Annotated in this window: 15 protein-coding genes and 1 other RNA gene; 8 read left to right on the top strand and 8 right to left on the bottom strand. The window is 38.8% G+C overall.

Translation table 11 applies throughout. The features are described 5' to 3' along the window. Positions 1-22: 22 nt before the first annotated feature. The gene (locus C4E06_RS12655; protein WP_107668394.1) at positions 23-214 is read left to right on the top strand and encodes a hypothetical protein; all 192 of its coding nucleotides are present in this window, start codon (positions 23-25) and stop codon (positions 212-214) included. A gap of 54 nt (positions 215-268) precedes the next feature. On the opposite strand, the gene ffs is transcribed toward C4E06_RS12655, so the two are convergent. From ffs to C4E06_RS12675, 4 genes are all read right to left on the bottom strand, one after another. Then, an RNA gene (ffs, locus tag C4E06_RS12660) (signal recognition particle sRNA small type) lies at positions 269-365 on the bottom strand. Positions 366-401: 36 nt separating this feature from the next. Then, positions 402-698 carry an Asp-tRNA(Asn)/Glu-tRNA(Gln) amidotransferase subunit GatC gene (gene gatC / locus C4E06_RS12665; protein WP_107668395.1) on the bottom strand — a complete coding sequence of 99 codons (297 nt, stop codon included), beginning with the start codon at positions 696-698 and terminating at the stop codon, positions 402-404. Positions 699-722: 24 nt separating this feature from the next. Next, positions 723-1,244, bottom strand: coding sequence for a photosystem I assembly protein Ycf3 (locus tag C4E06_RS12670; protein ID WP_107668396.1), 522 nt, complete (start codon positions 1,242-1,244; stop codon positions 723-725). Between the two features lie 75 nt (positions 1,245-1,319). Next, a complete protein-coding gene (locus tag C4E06_RS12675) occupies positions 1,320-2,144 on the bottom strand; it encodes a carbohydrate ABC transporter permease (protein ID WP_107668397.1) in 825 nt (274 codons plus the stop codon). A 471-nt stretch (positions 2,145-2,615) separates the two neighbouring features. Here C4E06_RS12675 and C4E06_RS12680 point away from each other — a divergent pair, with 471 nt between their 5' ends. Next, positions 2,616-3,332 (top strand): PEP-CTERM sorting domain-containing protein, encoded by a 717-nt coding sequence (locus C4E06_RS12680; RefSeq protein ID WP_107668398.1) that lies wholly within the window; start codon positions 2,616-2,618, stop codon positions 3,330-3,332. A 306-nt stretch (positions 3,333-3,638) separates the two neighbouring features. Here C4E06_RS12680 and C4E06_RS12685 read toward each other — a convergent pair whose 3' ends face one another. After that, a complete protein-coding gene (locus C4E06_RS12685) occupies positions 3,639-5,003 on the bottom strand; it encodes a proton extrusion protein PcxA (RefSeq protein ID WP_107668399.1) in 1,365 nt (454 codons plus the stop codon). 101 nt (positions 5,004-5,104) lie between these two features. Here C4E06_RS12685 and C4E06_RS12690 point away from each other — a divergent pair, with 101 nt between their 5' ends. After that, positions 5,105-7,279 carry a hypothetical protein gene (locus C4E06_RS12690; RefSeq protein WP_107668400.1) on the top strand — a complete coding sequence of 725 codons (2,175 nt, stop codon included), beginning with the start codon at positions 5,105-5,107 and terminating at the stop codon, positions 7,277-7,279. Position 7,280: 1 nt separating this feature from the next. Here the strand turns inward: C4E06_RS12690 and C4E06_RS12695 are convergent, their stop codons facing one another. The 3 genes from C4E06_RS12695 to C4E06_RS12705 all read right to left on the bottom strand — a co-directional run bounded on the left by C4E06_RS12695 (position 7,281) and on the right by C4E06_RS12705 (position 10,363). Next, positions 7,281-7,649, bottom strand: a complete 369-nt coding sequence (locus C4E06_RS12695; RefSeq protein WP_107668401.1) for a response regulator transcription factor — start codon at positions 7,647-7,649, stop codon at positions 7,281-7,283. A 233-nt stretch (positions 7,650-7,882) separates the two neighbouring features. Next, complete coding sequence (gene rpsU / locus C4E06_RS12700) at positions 7,883-8,065, bottom strand: 30S ribosomal protein S21 (protein WP_007307443.1); 183 nt, start codon at positions 8,063-8,065, stop codon at positions 7,883-7,885. A 135-nt stretch (positions 8,066-8,200) separates the two neighbouring features. Next, on the bottom strand, positions 8,201-10,363 hold the full coding sequence (locus C4E06_RS12705) for an IMS domain-containing protein (protein WP_107668402.1): 2,163 nt from the start codon (positions 10,361-10,363) through the stop codon (positions 8,201-8,203). Between the two features lie 353 nt (positions 10,364-10,716). Between C4E06_RS12705 and pdhA the strand changes: the two genes are divergently transcribed. From pdhA to C4E06_RS12730, 5 genes are all read left to right on the top strand, one after another. Next, positions 10,717-11,748, top strand: a complete 1,032-nt coding sequence (gene pdhA, locus C4E06_RS12710; RefSeq protein ID WP_107668403.1) for a pyruvate dehydrogenase (acetyl-transferring) E1 component subunit alpha — start codon at positions 10,717-10,719, stop codon at positions 11,746-11,748. A 322-nt stretch (positions 11,749-12,070) separates the two neighbouring features. Then, positions 12,071-13,129, top strand: a complete 1,059-nt coding sequence (locus C4E06_RS12715) for a ribonucleotide-diphosphate reductase subunit beta (RefSeq protein WP_107668404.1) — start codon at positions 12,071-12,073, stop codon at positions 13,127-13,129. A gap of 79 nt (positions 13,130-13,208) precedes the next feature. Continuing rightward, on the top strand, positions 13,209-13,757 hold the full coding sequence (locus C4E06_RS12720; protein ID WP_157951150.1) for a hypothetical protein: 549 nt from the start codon (positions 13,209-13,211) through the stop codon (positions 13,755-13,757). A 43-nt stretch (positions 13,758-13,800) separates the two neighbouring features. Continuing rightward, complete coding sequence (locus C4E06_RS12725; RefSeq protein WP_107668406.1) at positions 13,801-14,694, top strand: AEC family transporter; 894 nt, start codon at positions 13,801-13,803, stop codon at positions 14,692-14,694. A gap of 53 nt (positions 14,695-14,747) precedes the next feature. Then, positions 14,748-15,341, top strand: a complete 594-nt coding sequence (locus tag C4E06_RS12730) for a nitroreductase family protein (protein ID WP_107668407.1) — start codon at positions 14,748-14,750, stop codon at positions 15,339-15,341. Positions 15,342-15,641: the final 300 nt, after the last annotated feature.

The raw sequence follows: 15,641 nt of genomic DNA on the forward strand, positions 1-15,641 counted from the left end.
AAAAGTTAACATTTTTTAAAATATGTTGATACCGATTCTAATATTCGACGTTGCCCTAGTTGCTTGGTCCCTGCATTTGATGCAGGAAGCCATTGAACAGCAAGAATTTTCCCTGATGTTAGCAGGAACCCTAGTGGCCTTAGCAGCCGCGGCCATGTTAGTGGTCTATTTCCTTATGGGTCATTGTTTGACTTACTTGACAAATATTTCGTGATATGCTATATAATTTCCGTAATAATAAAACTTTAAAAATTTTTTTACGCAATAAAAAGACTCGGAGTTTACGCCTATCACAAGCATCCCGTATTGCTGCTACCTTCCGGTCCTGACAAGGTTTGGGCGTTGTAATTGCGTAAGTCCGAGTCACTTACTATCATAACATAAAAACATCTTAACGATAATTATTCCTCATCAGTATTGAGAATTTGTGGAACTCTAAAAAAGTCCCCTTCAGGGCTTGGGGCTTCTTGTAACAAAGCTTGGCGATCGCTATACAGTTCGGAACTATCCTGACGGGTGATGTTACTGAGTTCGATAGCGCGAGTGGTGGGGGGAACATTTTCCGTATCCAATTCACTCAACTGCTCAAAATAGTTTAAAATGTCGCTCAACTGGCCAGCAAACTGCTCTTCTTCTTCTGGGGTAATCTTTAAACGTGCTAAATGAGCGATCTTCTGGACTTCTTGACGATCTAACATAAATAAAGGTTCCTGTAAATGAGTTTAGAAAAAGACATCCATTTCTGAGCGTCCCGTAATTTTTAGCCAGTTTTGGGCTTCAATGTAGTTATTCGGTGCCAGACGGATAGCCTGTTTCCAATACTCTCCCGCTTTATCAAATAGGGCTTCTGCTTCGTTGATATTCCCTTCAGATTTAGCTTTTTCTCCTTGATAATGATAAATGACAGCAATATTATTCAACGCTGAGGGCATCTGGGGGTTCAACTCTACTGCTTGCTCATAATAGTTGAGGGCTTTGGCGTGTTCCCCGTTGCTGGCGTGGATAATACCAATATTGTAGAGGATATAACTGCGATCGTTGGCATCCTCTTCTAACTTGAGGGCTTCATAATAGTTATCTAAGGCTTCAGCATATTCACCGTCTGCTTGGGCTGACATCCCATCTCTGTAATAGACAAAGGCTTCTTTTGCCTTTTTATTAGCTGGCAGTATTTTGAGGATAATATCTGCCATTACAGTAAAGCTTTTATCGATAAAATTATCATTTCGTTGGGTTCTAGGCATAGATTTGACGTTGAAGACAAAATAGTATCCTTATCCTATCAAAATTTTAGCAAACATCTACTCCTATCTTGTACCTTAACCCTTAACACCGCTTCCAGTTTCTGTGGGGATAATATAGCGTTGCAGAAAGACGAATAAAAGGACAACTGGAACAATAGAAATAATTGATCCAGCAGCAATTAGTCGCCAATCTAAGTCTAACGCACTGGCTAGTTTAGCCACCCCTAAAGGCAACGTATAGTATTCAGGCCGATCTAATACAATCAGAGGCCATAAAAAGTCACTCCAGGAACCAATAAAGACAAAAATAGCTAAAGTAACTAACGCAGGACGGATCGACGGTATCATAATATGCCACCAGATTCCTAATTCTGAACAACCATCAATTCTTGCTGCTTCTTCTAACTCCTTGGGAACCCCTTGAAAGGCTTGACGCAAAAGAAAAATTCCAAACGCTGAGGCTAAACTAGGAAAAATCACCCCTAAATAAGTATTCCGTAATCCTAATTGTACGGTGAGAATGTATAAGGGGATCATCACGATCTGAAAAGGAATCATGATCGTAGCAATCACCGCAGCAAAAATACTGTCTCGTCCCCAAAAATCAAGTCTTGCTAAAGGATAAGCTGCTAAAGAACAAAACAGGAGATTTAACCCCACTGTTAACACAGCAATTAAGGTACTATTGGCTAAATATTTTCCAAATGGATAGGTTTGCCAAACAACGCCAAAATTCTCCCAGGTTGGTTGAGTGGGAAACCAAGTGGTAAAAACATCTTCTGTCGGAGATTTAAAGGCGGTACTGAGTAACCATAGTAAGGGAAACAACATGGCGACTGCTATCACCGTTAATAATAAATAGAGGCCAAAACGTTGGATTAAAGATTTTTGGTTCATCATTGGGGACTGTAGCGAAATAGTAAATTTTTATTAAATTTTCCGCGATTTTACCATAGCGCGATAGTTAGCAGAAGAATCAAGTTCGCTCTTTCCATAGTATTAAGCAATGTTACGAAGCTTCAAAGCCTTTACCATGAAGCATTACAGGTTATTTGTGACTAATTTTTTTGCTCTTTTTTAACAAGTTATTGCACTGTCTTAACGAAAGTAACTAATTGCTTCAATTTATAGATATTAGATAAAGATTAGTATAACTATTATTAAAACTCTTATACTTATATTTTTTATAGTTTCTTTTTTTGTCGTTTTTAATATTTAAAAATGTAGTTATTTGTAGAAGATTTACTAACATCTTTACTTTAGTTTGTTGACAAATTCAAATATAAAAAAAATCAGCTATCCGAGGGAATTAACTAAGAGGTAATGCTATAAGAAAAGGACAAGTATTGATGAATTATTCCTTCAAAAATAATGCTAAAACTTAAGCAAATTATTCCTGGGGTCTTGGCACCCCTTAGCTTTGCTATGGGTTCTTCTGTTGAAGCGGCAACAGTCGTTAATCTCGATGGTGATGGTAACGTGGTTAGTATTAGTGACCTTGAAATTTGTATTAGTAGTGCCGAAATTTGCGCCCAAGCACCAGAAGACCTAACGGAAAATAAAGTTATTAACTTTTACAATGTCAACTTTCCACTCGGTTCATTTAACGATATTTTTGGTAACCCTACTCAACCTGGTTTTATGGGTTCTTGTAATAATGGTTTATGTTTTTGGGGAAATCAAACCCAAGCAAGTTTAGCCATAACCGAGATGAATAATGCCATTAATGATATGATGCCGATTCCAGGAGATATTGCAGGAGAATTTACTCCACCCCTCCCTCCTCCTCCCTTTCCACCTTTAGATAACAGGAGAAACTTCTATCGAATTCCTCTTAGTTTTAATGGAGTCAGTAGCATCACTTACATTCAGGGGACTAATAATAATGAAAATCCCAATAGTCCCTGGGTTTTAGACACAATTGACTCTAATACTTTAATATCTAATCAATTATATGCTGACTTTGAATTTGTTGGTCAAGAAATTATTACCCCTCCTACTACCCCTACGGTTCCCGAGCCTTCAAGTTTAATCGGAATTGTCTTCATGGGTGGCTCTGCATTGATAGCCATCAAGAAAAAGGATTGACCTTGGAGGTCAAACGGCAAGGGGCTTGTAACGGATTATATTATAGCAGTACACAAAAGGTATTTGTCACTGGTTAACGTTGAAACTGTATATCTAATCAACCATTGCCACCCCCTCTAACTCCCCCTTTTGTGAGGGGGAGAACCCTTGCCCATTCCCTATTCTAAGGGTGCGTAGTAGTATAATAATGATGGCAATTTTCTTCACAAGGTAGAGGGTTGACTCCCCTCTCAATCCTTCTTCCTCTCCTTCGGTTAGACCCAAAAACGTTTTCTACTTATCTCAATCAAAACCATCATGTTTCAATTACTCATTCATATTCTTATAAGTCGCCACCGCAGAGGGAGAAATACGATTAAGATAACGGAAGATCCAATATTTAAGAACCGTATCTAAAATAACTGGAAACGTCGCAATAAACAGGAAGTTAAATTCTTGGTTTTCCGGTAAGCCAAAATGATGAGCCACTCCCTCTAAAATCACCTCCCAACCATGAGGAGAGTGGAAACCCACAAACATATCAGTAAACAAAATAATTAGAAAAGCTTTGGCCGGATCACTTAAACCATATAAAATTTCATCTAAAAAAGACTTAAGGACTTCTATTTCTTTACGACTACTTACAATGACAATAATAAACGCTGTGACTGAAAATAAATCAGCAAAAATATTACCAATGGAATCAATTCCTTGGGCGCGATAATCTTCTGTAATTTCTTGGGCTTTTTCTTGAATTTTTTCTTCAATTTCTTCGTTTGTCAAGGGTTCTCTCAAACCAATTAACCCCTGAAAGCGCAAAATTTCCTCATAATGACTTAATTCTTCAAACGCTTCTTCTTCTAAATCTTTATTGATAAAAACCACTCGTTCATGATTTTGGAAATATTGATTAATAATGGGAGTCAATAAAAAAGTTTTTGTTAATTGATGGGTCAATAAAGGAACAATAATTAACAACAAAATAAACTTAATAGAGAGGGCTGTCCTTAAACGCGATTTACGATATTTATTAAGAACTTGTTCTTCGCTTTCTCCTGATTTTGGATCAATTTCTTGTTTAATTCTGTTGAGGGTATTGATAAAAGATCGGGGTAAAACACCTGTTTTTTGAGAAGCAGATTCTAAACGACGGGCATTTTCTCCGGGGGAATAAGTCTGGTTATTATTGGTTATTTTTGGGTTAATTTCATTGGTAGATGTATTATCTAATGGCTTTGTTTCTTTCTTGGGTGAAGCTTCTTTTGTCAATACCAAAGAACCGTTATAAACGTCCTCTGTCTCACGCACTTGATATTTAGAAGCCACTTGGTCAATAAATTCTAATTTCTCAAAAATAATAGCAGCATTGGTGGCATTTTTTCGTAATTCTCCTGGGGGTATCGTGTCTTCAGGAAATTCCTTTAAATTAGAGATATTGAGGAAAAGGCGACTGGTTTTAAATACCCCTAATCCCATATTGATTTTTTGTAAATAACCATTGACTTCTGTTTTAAAATAAGAGATAACACTGTCACCATAGTCAGCGTTCTCCTTTGACACCTTTTTACCACCAAAATGGTTATCTTCAATTTCTTTTATTTTTAAAGCTGCTTTATAGGCGTTATCTAAGGATCTTTCTGGGGTAGCTGTTAACCAGTTAGAAGTCTTTTTAATTAAGGACCTAAATTTCATAATAATTGCTACTTACCTGCAACAAAGAAAAAATAAAATAGAGAGAGAAACCAGAACAAAGGAATGCAAAATAATTGTATGTTAACCTATTTACTTGAGGAATGTCCGTGAAGCGAACCTCTCTGTGGATTGAAGGAACGACCCGTACCGGAAAAACAACCCAATTGGTTAGAGAGTTTTGTGATTGGGTTGAAAACAAACGTCAAGATAAGATAACCTCCTCAGTTCAATCAGTTACCCAAAATCTAGCGTCATCAGTTTTGATTTTTTCAGCTAATGATGATAATCGTCGTCGTTTAGCTGATCGACTTTCTTTAGCTGTCAACGGGAGTTACCCTATTCACTGTAAAACTCCTATAGGATGGATGAGGGATGAAATCAACCTGTTTTGGCCGCTTTTGTTCGAGGAACTTTCTTTAAAAGCACAGTTTCCCCTATTATTACGTCCGGAAACGGAGCAATTTCTAGCCACTCAGTTATGGCGGTTTTTTTGTACGACCCAGGAGAGATCCCACTTAAACCACTCTGGAGTCGTCTTAACCGGAAACAGCGAGTTTCGCTTTATCCGTCAAACTTTGGACTTGCTACAGTTGGCCGGTGCCAGTGGAATTATGGTTGAACATATCCCCTACATTCTAGAACATGGTTTAGAAGCAGGGGAACATTTTTTAGAAGAGTTAAATAATTCACAGAGGGAGGAGACAGTTTTACCTCAACTTCGGGGTGATTTTATTTTAGCGTGGCAAGATTGGTGTTTAAAACGAGGTTTCTTAACTTATGGCTTAATTTATACTCTATATTGGCGATATTTATTACCCTTACCTCAATATCAACACCATTTAATCACTCGTTATCAAGGAATTTTCGCTGATGATCTCGATGATTATCCAGGAATTACTAAAGATTTATTTCAGTTTTTCTTAGATCATAACGCCTTTGGCGTTTTTACCTATAACCCCGATGGACAAGTGCGTTTAGGATTAAATGCAGATCCTGACTATTTATATCAATTATCATCCCATTGTCAGCTAAAAATCTTATCAAACTATCCTCGAATTCAGAGTGATTACGGTGACTTAATCGTACAATTATCCACGAATCCTTTATCGGTAGAAAGTTTACCGGATTGTTTTACCTCCATTCAAACGATTTCCCGTGCTGAACTCTTACGAAATACCGCTAATTTTATTGTTGATACCATCAAAAACAAACAAATTAATCCCGAAGATGTGGCGATTATTGCCCCAGGATTAGACGAAATTGCTCGTTATACCTTCATTGAAATTTTATCCGCTGCTAATATTCCCATCAAACCGTTAAATGAACAACGTTCTTTAATCAGTTTCCCTTTAGTTAAAGCCTTATTAACTATTTTAGGACTGGTTTATCCTGGGTTGGGTGATTGTTTTAGAGGAGATGATATTGCTCAAATGCTCACCACATTAACTTATAATGCTGACCAAACAATGGCCATTATTGACCCTGTCAGAGCCGGTTTAATTGCTGATAGTTGTTATGAAGTTAAGTTAAAAACCCCTCAATTACTACCCATTGAAACCTACCCCCGATGGGATAGAATTGGCCATCAAGCAACCGCAGCTTATCATCGTCTTGTTGATTGGATAAAAGAAACTAAAAAACAAGTAAACCAAGAGCAATTTTTGAGTCCGATGATCGTCTTAGATAAAGCCATTCAAGACCTAATAGAAACTCAATATAAATTATCTTATCAACAATTATCCGCTCTGAGGGAGTTAACCGAAACCACACAACATTTTTGGGAAATTGATCGCCGTTTACGACAATACGATCCTAACCCCAAATCTCGGCAAGAAACCTTAATGGAGTTCATTCAATTATTACAACGGGGAACCATTACAGCCAATCCTCGTCCCATGTATTACTTAGGACAAGAACCTGGTTATGTTACTTTAGCCACTATTTTCCAATATCGGTCTTTACGAACTTCTCACCGTTGGCAATTTTGGCTCGATATCTCATCGAATTTATGGGAAAAAGGCGGGGCTTCAGTGCTATTTTGCGCCCCCTTATTCCTCCGAGAATGGTCAGGACGTACCCTAACCCCTGAAGATGAATTTGAAGCGGATCAAGCACGTTTAAAGCGGATTCTGAGGGATTTATTAGGGAGAGTAGAAGAAAAAGTTATTTTCTGTCACAGTGATTTGAGTGTTAAGGGAACGGAACAAACAGGGTCTTTATTAACTTTAGTTAATGGTTCTCAAGAAATCGAACTCATTATGAATAATAAAAAATAGTTTAGGAATTTCTTAACAATTGCTTCACTGTTCCTAATAGCTCCTCGTGGGGAAACGGTTTAACAATATAAGCATCAGCCCCTTGTTTTAATCCCCAATAACTATCAACTTGGGTGTTTTTAGTTGAACAGAGAATAACAGGAATATGTTCGGTTTTCGGATCACTTTTAATGCTTCGACAAGTCTGATAACCATTAAGGTTAGGCATAACAACATCGAGAATAATCAGATCCGGAGCGAGGGATTTTAACTTTTCTAAAGCTTCAGCCCCATCTATGGCAGTGGTAACAGAAAAGCCATTATCTATGAGTAAACCAGCAATTAGTTCACGTTGAGCAGTGCTATCATCGGCTAGTAAAATTGTAGGCATAAGAAGTCATTGAGAAATACGCTTTAGCGACAACCAATCATAAAGATCCTATACACTAGGATACCCTCCAAACCGAACACAATTATCATTATTTCAGAATTGGGCGATCGCTCCCTATTCAAAAGCCCTAACGTTGTTGTTATGGTTAGGGCCCTTTAACCTTCTCTAAAGAATTAGAGAAAGGATTATTATATGAGTTCGCATATCGCTATGAGCAAAGAATTTTTATTATTTTAGTGACGACGCGATCGCTGTCTTCGCCGAGTTGCTTCTTTGCGCTTGCGTTTTTCTTGTGGCGTTTCAAAAAATTGGTGCTTTTTATAATCTGTATAGATTCCAGCTTTAGCAACCTGTCGTTTAAATCGACGTAACGCAGATTCAATGGGTTCGTTTTGACCAACAACTACTTGGGTCATTATCTAACTTTACACCTCCTATTTTGTTTAAGTTAATTGGGGTCAGCCATAATACTGACAAGCCTTATTTTTATTAAAGCTTATTGAGGCACATTTTCTCAACTTATCTAGTATAGCTTATGATTAGTCTTCTCATTATTTTATGACATTAATGTCTTGAATCAACCAGCGATCGCCTTGACGAACCACATCATAACGAACCCGTAAATTATCGTTATAAGAACGACTCACCTGATTGCCTTGATAGTATTGAGCGGATTCTTGAACATTGGCATCGACTACCCCTTGATTGGCGTTATTGCTATCGGGTTTAAAGGAATTAACGGTCACTGCGTGTTTGTAGGTCCAGTAATTTTGATTTTGTTGTAATTGTTGAGCGCGTCGTTTCCATCGAGAGAGGAGGGGATCGGCCAAAATTTCATTCAAAGCGTCGATGTTATGGCCTTGGCCGAAGGCTTGAGATTTACTTGATAACCAGGTTTCTACCACTTGCTGGGCCCCTTCTAGGGTCAACATTCCTGTGGCGGTTACCATTTGAGCATCAGCCGGGGGAATCTCAATCAGAGGTTGATGGAGGGAAACGGAATATTGTCCTTGTTCGAGGGCGGATAAGGGAGAATTGGCCTTATACATCCAAGTGGCTCCTAAAGCGATTAATCCGACCCCGCCTAAAAGAGCCACCACAGTGAGACGAGTGGGTTTGTAAGTCCGTCTGAGGGGACGAACCTGTGTCGGGGTCGTAACCGGAGCCGTTTGGACGGGTGAAGGTTGGAGACTTGGGGATTTTTCTGGCGGGGTTGGCGTGGATGGCTTGGGGTCAAGTTTTTGGGAATACTGTTTGCGCTTACGACGACGGACATCCCGAATATCCACCGGAGAGAGAGAACGAACCGGTAGAGGAACCGGATCTAAGGCTGCATTACCCTGTTCTAGGGGTTGATAGCTAGGATAACGACGATTAGAGAGACGACTACGAGAAGGTGGGGTTTTTTCAGGGGTCGTCACTACTTGGGGTTTAGGGCGAGGGGGACTGAGGAGTTGATTGAGATAAGTTTGCACCTCTGGGTCGGCAAAATATTCTTTTAAAGAAGCGGTTTTTTCTTTCAAATCTCGAAAATGGGCAAAAACCTCCGCCTGTAACCAATGCTCGCTATAACGACATAGCCCTGGCAGGAGATCCGGAGCCCCTTTGGACTGTTCGCGGATAAAGTTTAACGCTTGTTGATCTTGGCATCGCTCTAGAGCTTGAGCGGCGGCTTGGGTTTGTCCGAGTAATAAGGAGACAATGGCCTGTTCTATTGACACATCTTGGCGAGGTTCTAACCCTTCAAGCACTGTTTTGGCTTCTAGAATTAAGGAGGGTAGTTTTTGGGCGAACCCTTGGCCAATGAGGGCATATACCCCTAAATAAGCCGCCACCGAGGAAGGCCGTTGAGCTTCTTCGATAAAAATGTCTTTTTGTTCGGCTGCGGTCAAATAAGTGCGAATCTGCTGGATGAAGCGTAAAAAGTCATCAATGCCTAATCCAGAGTGATCGTTTCCCCTGCCGTCAATGCCTTGACGCTCGTTTAACATTGATTTTAATAACTCAATGCCTGTTTGACGGGGGACTTTGTTTTTCAGAGGGGCTGCTAGTAATTCTAAAATGCGATAGGGACGCAGTTTCTGGAGTTCTGCTTTAATTTCTGCTTGGAGGGAGGGAAAAAGACTATTTTTTTCTAGTAGGCTTAACCCTTGGCTTCCTGCTTGGCCTGCTTCCTCGTAGGCTGCTTGATGCCACTGTTCTCGACTAATTTCTAAATAAGCTAAAGCAATGCTTAAGATTGTGTCGGTCCGTTGCTGGGTCGCTGTATTATCAATGTCTAAGGACAGAGAGGAGGTCGGAAGGGTCTGAAGATAACTTTCACCGTACTTAATGACTAACTCGTATTCTCCTAATTCTTGGAAGATTAAGAGACTACCTGGGACTTGCTCTGGCTCAATCTCGATTTCTGAAGTGGTTGGTCTGGCATTTTCCCCGACTCCTTCGGTGGGTGACTCAACAGATGCCTTATCCCCTTCTTCTTGGTAAGCAGCTTGGTCTTGCCAAAACTGTGTTTCATACTTGGCTTTTTGGGCAGGATTGGATAAAACGCTATAGGCTTTCTCTAGTAACTGTTTGCGGGCTTGAATCCCTTGGTTACTATATTCTCGGCGGGGTAGCTGAACACTGCGATCGCGATACGCTTGGCGAAGTTGTTCATCTGTCGCTTGGGGAAATATTCCTAATATCCTGTAGTAGTCTAGCGGTATGCGCACGGTTGACTTCCTCAGAGCAGGGTGACTTAACTTTATATATTTATAATTAACAAGAATGATGATAAAGAATCATCTATAGAAGTTAGGGGATTTGATTATTACATCAAAAATAAAGGATTGGCAAGATTGTAACTTAAAGATTCATTTTAGTAAAAGTTTTTTTTATTTATGGTAAACATGGCCACTTAACCTCAGTGTCCCTATTCAGTTTAAACTAGAACAGAAGGAAATTAGTTTTTCCTAAAACGGATTACGATAGCTTACCTCGATATACGATTGTAGCGATATTTTTCATTCTTGGTCGGCTTCCCTCAGTGTTAGTTCAATTGTTCTTAATTATTGTTTGAATTGTTATGGTTTCTGAACGTACTTTACCTGAATTTAATACAACGTCAATTCAACTGAGCAAAGAAGAAGGATTGATGTTATACGAAGATATGACGTTAGGACGCTTATTCGAGGATAAGTGTGCGGAGATGTATTATCGGGGTCGGATGTTTGGCTTTGTCCACCTCTACAACGGACAAGAAGCGGTTTCTACGGGGATTATTAAAGCGTTACGGCCCGATGAAGATTATGTGGCGAGTACCTATCGGGATCACGTCCATGCCCTCAGTTGTGGGGTTCCTCCCCGGGAAGTGATGGCGGAGTTGTTTGGGAAACAGACCGGTTGTAGTAAGGGCCGGGGAGGGTCCATGCACTTATTCTCCGAACAACACCGTCTGTTAGGGGGTTACGCTTTCGTCGCCGAAGGCATTCCCGTGGCCACTGGGGCAGCCTTTCAAAGTAAGTATAGACGGGAAGCGATGGGAGATGATAGCGCCGATCAAGTGACGGCCTGTTTCTTTGGCGATGGGGCCAGTAATAATGGCCAATTTTTTGAATGTTTGAACATGGCCGCCCTCTGGAAATTACCCATTATTTATGTGGTAGAAAATAATAAATGGGCCATCGGCATGGCCCATAACCGCGCCACCTCTCAACCGGAAATTTACAAAAAAGCCAGTGTCTTTGATATGGTGGGGGTAGAAGTGGATGGGATGGACGTTTTAGCGGTGAGAAAAGTGGCCCAAGAAGCGATCGCTAGGGCCAGGGCAGGAGAAGGACCGACCTTGATCGAAGCGTTAACCTATCGTTTCCGAGGCCATTCTTTGGCTGATCCCGATGAACTGCGATCGTCTGATGAAAAACAGTTTTGGGGCAGCAAAGATCCCATCCAGAGATTAGAAGCCTATTTAACTGAGCATAACTTAGCTAATCAAAATGAGTTAAACGAGATTAAGCAACAGGTTCAAGCAAAAGTCGATGACGCGGTTAAATTTGCTGAAGAAAGTCCCGAACCTGATCCCAAAGACTTATATCGTTACGTTTTTGCTGAAGATTAAAAAACCTTGTCAAGGGAATAGGGAATAAGGAATAGGATAAAATACACTATTGCCACCCCTTCTAACTCCCCCTTTGGTGAGGGGGAGAACCCTTGCCACCCCTTCTAACTCCCCCTTTTGTCAGGGGGAGAAACCTTGCCACCCCCTCTAAATCCCCCTTTTGTCAGGGGGAGAAACCTTGCCCACCCTACCATAATTTGATGACTTGATCACTATAATATTAGGGACTTTATTGATTTTTTCTTTAAAAAATTGAGGCTGACTAACTACTCAAAAAAAATCTTATATAATTAGGTGATGTACATTGATTTTTAAGTAATAGATGGTTGTCAGTAATCAAAAAGAAATGCCCATCAATCCTATCTTTAACCCAGAAGGAGATGATGCCATTGAAAACCGTTCCATTTGGTTTGGTAATACAACAAATTTAATGCAATTAAATGATGTTCGTTATACCTGGGCTGTTGGTTTATATCAACAAATGAGGGAAAATTTTTGGATTCCTCAAAGGCTTGATGTGACTCAAGATGTGACGGATTATACTAATTTAACCGATGACGAACGCTATGCTTACGATGGAATTTTATCCTATCTTACGTTTTTAGATTCTGTTCAAACTTGTAATATTCCTCATCTAAAAAGTAGCATTACTGCCCCGGAAATTAGTCTATGTATGGCCGAACAAATTTCCCAGGAAGGAATGCACAACCAAAGTTATCAATATTTAATTGAAACCATTATCCCACCGGAAAGAAGAACTCAAGTTTATGAGTTTTGGCGTACAGATACAGTGTTAAAAGATCGTTGCGAATTTATCGCTAAACTTTATCAAAAATATGTTGATGATGCTACCCCAGAAAACTATTTTATTGCTTTGATGGCTGACTTTTTGTTAGAAGGATTGTATTTTTATAATGGCTTTATTTACTTCTATAATTTAGCCTCTCGGATGTTAATGCCGGGTTCAGCCGATATTTTTAAAATGATTAACCGCGATGAGTTAAGTCATGTTAGATTGTATCAAAAATTGATTCCAGAAGCTAGAAAAGTCTTTCCCCATTCGGTTGAACAAATTTATGAAATGTTTGACATGGCGGTTAATTATGAATGTCGCTGGACCAATCATATTGTGGGTAATAATATTTTAGGAATTACTGAGTCGAGTACGGAAAGATATACGAAGTATTTGGCTAATATTAGATTACGTTCCATTGGTTTAGAACCCCTTTATCCTGAACCCAAATATAATAAGAGTCCTTATACTCATTTGGAGCGTTTTTCTGATACTAAAAAAGAAGCTCATACTAAGGCTAATTTCTTTGAAGCGACTGTAACCAGTTATGTTATGTCTTCTGGGGTAACAGGATGGGATGAAATTTAGCTTTTGTTAACAAAAATTGAAAAATTTTTGTGTTATTAAGGTGAGTATTTCTCACCTTACTTTTATTAATAGTTTAGTTATGAATCAAAATAAAAAATATCAAGAATTGGCAGAAAAACACAGTAATATTTATTGGTTACATGATCAAGAAAATTTTGAGGATTTAGCTAAAAATGCGAGTTTAATCTATCAAAGTTTAGGATATTCTTCTCAACAATCTTTAGAGGTAGGCCAATTAATTAGCGAAGCTTATCAATTATCGGACTATGCAGAATTAAAGAGAATTAATAATAATATTGAAGCGGAAAAAAAATATTATAATCAAGTTAAAGATAAATTTTTGAAAGTAGAAACTATCCTTAACATTCCCGTCAGTATTGCACAGTATCAAGTTAATTGGTGGATGTATTTTCGCCATCGCCATTGGCCATTAATAACCTTAAATTTATTCTTACAACATTCTTTGCCGTTTGGACTCAACGGTTTTTTAAAAGGAGGCTATTTAACCTATTATCTAATACAAGCAGCTTTAGCACATAATAAGAGGGATAAACTCAATTGTCAACTTAAATTAGAAAAATATTGGGAGTTGGTAATCAAAGATACAAGGTATCCTTTTATTGGTTAATTAGTCTTTGTTATAATCAAAAAAATCATCAATAATAAGCTAAATGACTGTTTTATTACCCGCGATTATTCCCGTTGCTTTTATTATTATTATAGGGGTCATTGTTGGCAAAACATTAAAGATTCATAAACAAACTTTATCTCAATTAATTGTTTATGTATTAGCTCCTGCATTAGTTGCTGATAGTTTATATACAACTACCATCTCGGCCCAAAATGCAGCCCAATTATTATTAGGAGTGTTTATTGTCGCTTTTATTCTTTATTTATTGGTTTCAATTATTAGTTCTATTTTAAAATTGCCTCCTATTACTCGCAAAAGTTTAATTGCCACTTCATTACATCCGAATAATGGTAATATGGGATTACCTTTAGTGGATTTTGCCTTAGGAGCAGCCGGGTTAGAAAGGGCGATTATTTATATGATTGGTTCGAGTATTTTATTATTTGGTGTTGCTCCGGCTATCCTAGCAGGAACCAGTTTAAAACATAGTTTAACAGTAACTTTTAAATTACCTTTAATGTGGGCAATGTTAGCAGGATTAAGTTTAAGAATTCTTCAAATTGAGCTTCCTTTTAATTTAGGAGAAGCGTTACACTTATTAGGAAGGGCTGCCATTCCTGTTGCTTTATTGATCTTAGGAATGGAGTTGGTGACAACACAATTTAAAGTGACTAAATTTGAAATAATCTCTCTCAATTTTAGACTGATTTTAGCTCCTTTAATTGCTTTATTAGTCGGAAAAATTATTCAATTAAATCCCCTAGATTTACAAGTTTTTATTTTACAAAGTGCGATGCCAACTGCAGTTAATACAGTGGTTTTAGCAACAGAATTCGGAGGAGAAGCACTTAAAGTTGCTCGGACTATTGTTGTCACCACTTTACTGAGTTTTTTGACCTTACCGTTTGTTTTATGGATTGCTGAACAAGTATAATAAATTCCAGCATTTATCTAGTATTAATAGCTAGAAATAATTGAGGAAAATTCATGGAAAAACCGGCTAATAATCAATATCCCATTCATGAACTCATTAAACAGCGTTGGAGTCCATTAGCCTTTGATAATCGTCCCATTGAACCCGAAAAAATTGCTAGTTTATTAGAAGCCGCCAGATGGGCAGCCTCTTGTTATAATGAACAACCGTGGTGTTTTATTGTTGCGACTAAAGATAATACCGAAGAATACGAAAAACTCTTTAGTTGTCTCGTAGAAGCTAATCAAAAATGGGCAAAAAATGCTCCCCTTTTAATGTTATCCGTAGCTAAATTATCCTTTGAACGTAATAATAAACCCAATCGTCATGCTTTCCACGATGTCGGTTTAGCCGTCGGTAATTTAACCCTACAAGCTCAATCATTCGGGTTATTTGTCCATCAAATGGCTGGATTTGATGTGGAGAAAGCCACCCACCTCTACAATATACCTCAAGACTATGAACCCGTTGCAGCGATCGCCGTTGGTTATCCAGGGAATGTGGAGCAATTAGAAGAAGATTTACAACAACGACAATTATCTCCCCGTAGTCGTAAACCCTTCACCGACTTCGTATTTCAAGGGGATTGGAATCAATTTTATTTTTAACTGACATCTTTCACGCCCTACATAAAAACTAACCGAAAGACTAGAGAGAATCAATTCTCAATAAGTTACAGTCAAAAATAAACACTATTGCCACCCCCTCTAACTCCCCCTTTTGTGAGGGGGAGAACCCTTGCCTATTCCCCATTCCGTACCCCCCACACCCCCCTTTATAAGGGGGGCAGGGGGGGTTAGGGAATGGGGGGGTTAGGGGCAGGTTATCGAAGGTGCAAGATGTCAGTTTAAGAATATTTTTATAGAAAGAAAGGACTTCTACCGTTATTCTAGTAGAAGCCCTCTATA

Origin of the sequence: Cyanothece sp. BG0011 (genome assembly GCF_003013815.1) — a bacterium.
Classification (GTDB): domain Bacteria; phylum Cyanobacteriota; class Cyanobacteriia; order Cyanobacteriales; family Microcystaceae; genus Crocosphaera.

Bases quoted from the DNA above. Each gene is read 5' to 3' on its own strand.
- C4E06_RS12695 (WP_107668401.1), bottom strand. From the start codon at position 7,649: ATGCCTACAATTTTACTAGCCGATGATAGCACTGCTCAACGTGAACTA.
- C4E06_RS12725 (WP_107668406.1), top strand. From the start codon at position 13,801: ATGACTGTTTTATTACCCGCGATTATTCCCGTTGCTTTTATTATTATT.
- C4E06_RS12690 (WP_107668400.1), top strand. From the start codon at position 5,105: ATGTCCGTGAAGCGAACCTCTCTGTGGATTGAAGGAACGACCCGTACC.
- C4E06_RS12720 (WP_157951150.1), top strand. From the start codon at position 13,209: ATGAATCAAAATAAAAAATATCAAGAATTGGCAGAAAAACACAGTAAT.
- rpsU (WP_007307443.1), bottom strand. From the start codon at position 8,065: ATGACCCAAGTAGTTGTTGGTCAAAACGAACCCATTGAATCTGCGTTA.
- C4E06_RS12655 (WP_107668394.1), top strand. From the start codon at position 23: ATGTTGATACCGATTCTAATATTCGACGTTGCCCTAGTTGCTTGGTCC.
- pdhA (WP_107668403.1), top strand. From the start codon at position 10,717: ATGGTTTCTGAACGTACTTTACCTGAATTTAATACAACGTCAATTCAA.
- C4E06_RS12715 (WP_107668404.1), top strand. From the start codon at position 12,071: ATGGTTGTCAGTAATCAAAAAGAAATGCCCATCAATCCTATCTTTAAC.
- C4E06_RS12675 (WP_107668397.1), bottom strand. From the start codon at position 2,144: ATGATGAACCAAAAATCTTTAATCCAACGTTTTGGCCTCTATTTATTA.
- gatC (WP_107668395.1), bottom strand. From the start codon at position 698: ATGTTAGATCGTCAAGAAGTCCAGAAGATCGCTCATTTAGCACGTTTA.
- C4E06_RS12680 (WP_107668398.1), top strand. From the start codon at position 2,616: ATGCTAAAACTTAAGCAAATTATTCCTGGGGTCTTGGCACCCCTTAGC.
- C4E06_RS12670 (WP_107668396.1), bottom strand. From the start codon at position 1,244: ATGCCTAGAACCCAACGAAATGATAATTTTATCGATAAAAGCTTTACT.
- C4E06_RS12730 (WP_107668407.1), top strand. From the start codon at position 14,748: ATGGAAAAACCGGCTAATAATCAATATCCCATTCATGAACTCATTAAA.
- C4E06_RS12685 (WP_107668399.1), bottom strand. From the start codon at position 5,003: ATGAAATTTAGGTCCTTAATTAAAAAGACTTCTAACTGGTTAACAGCT.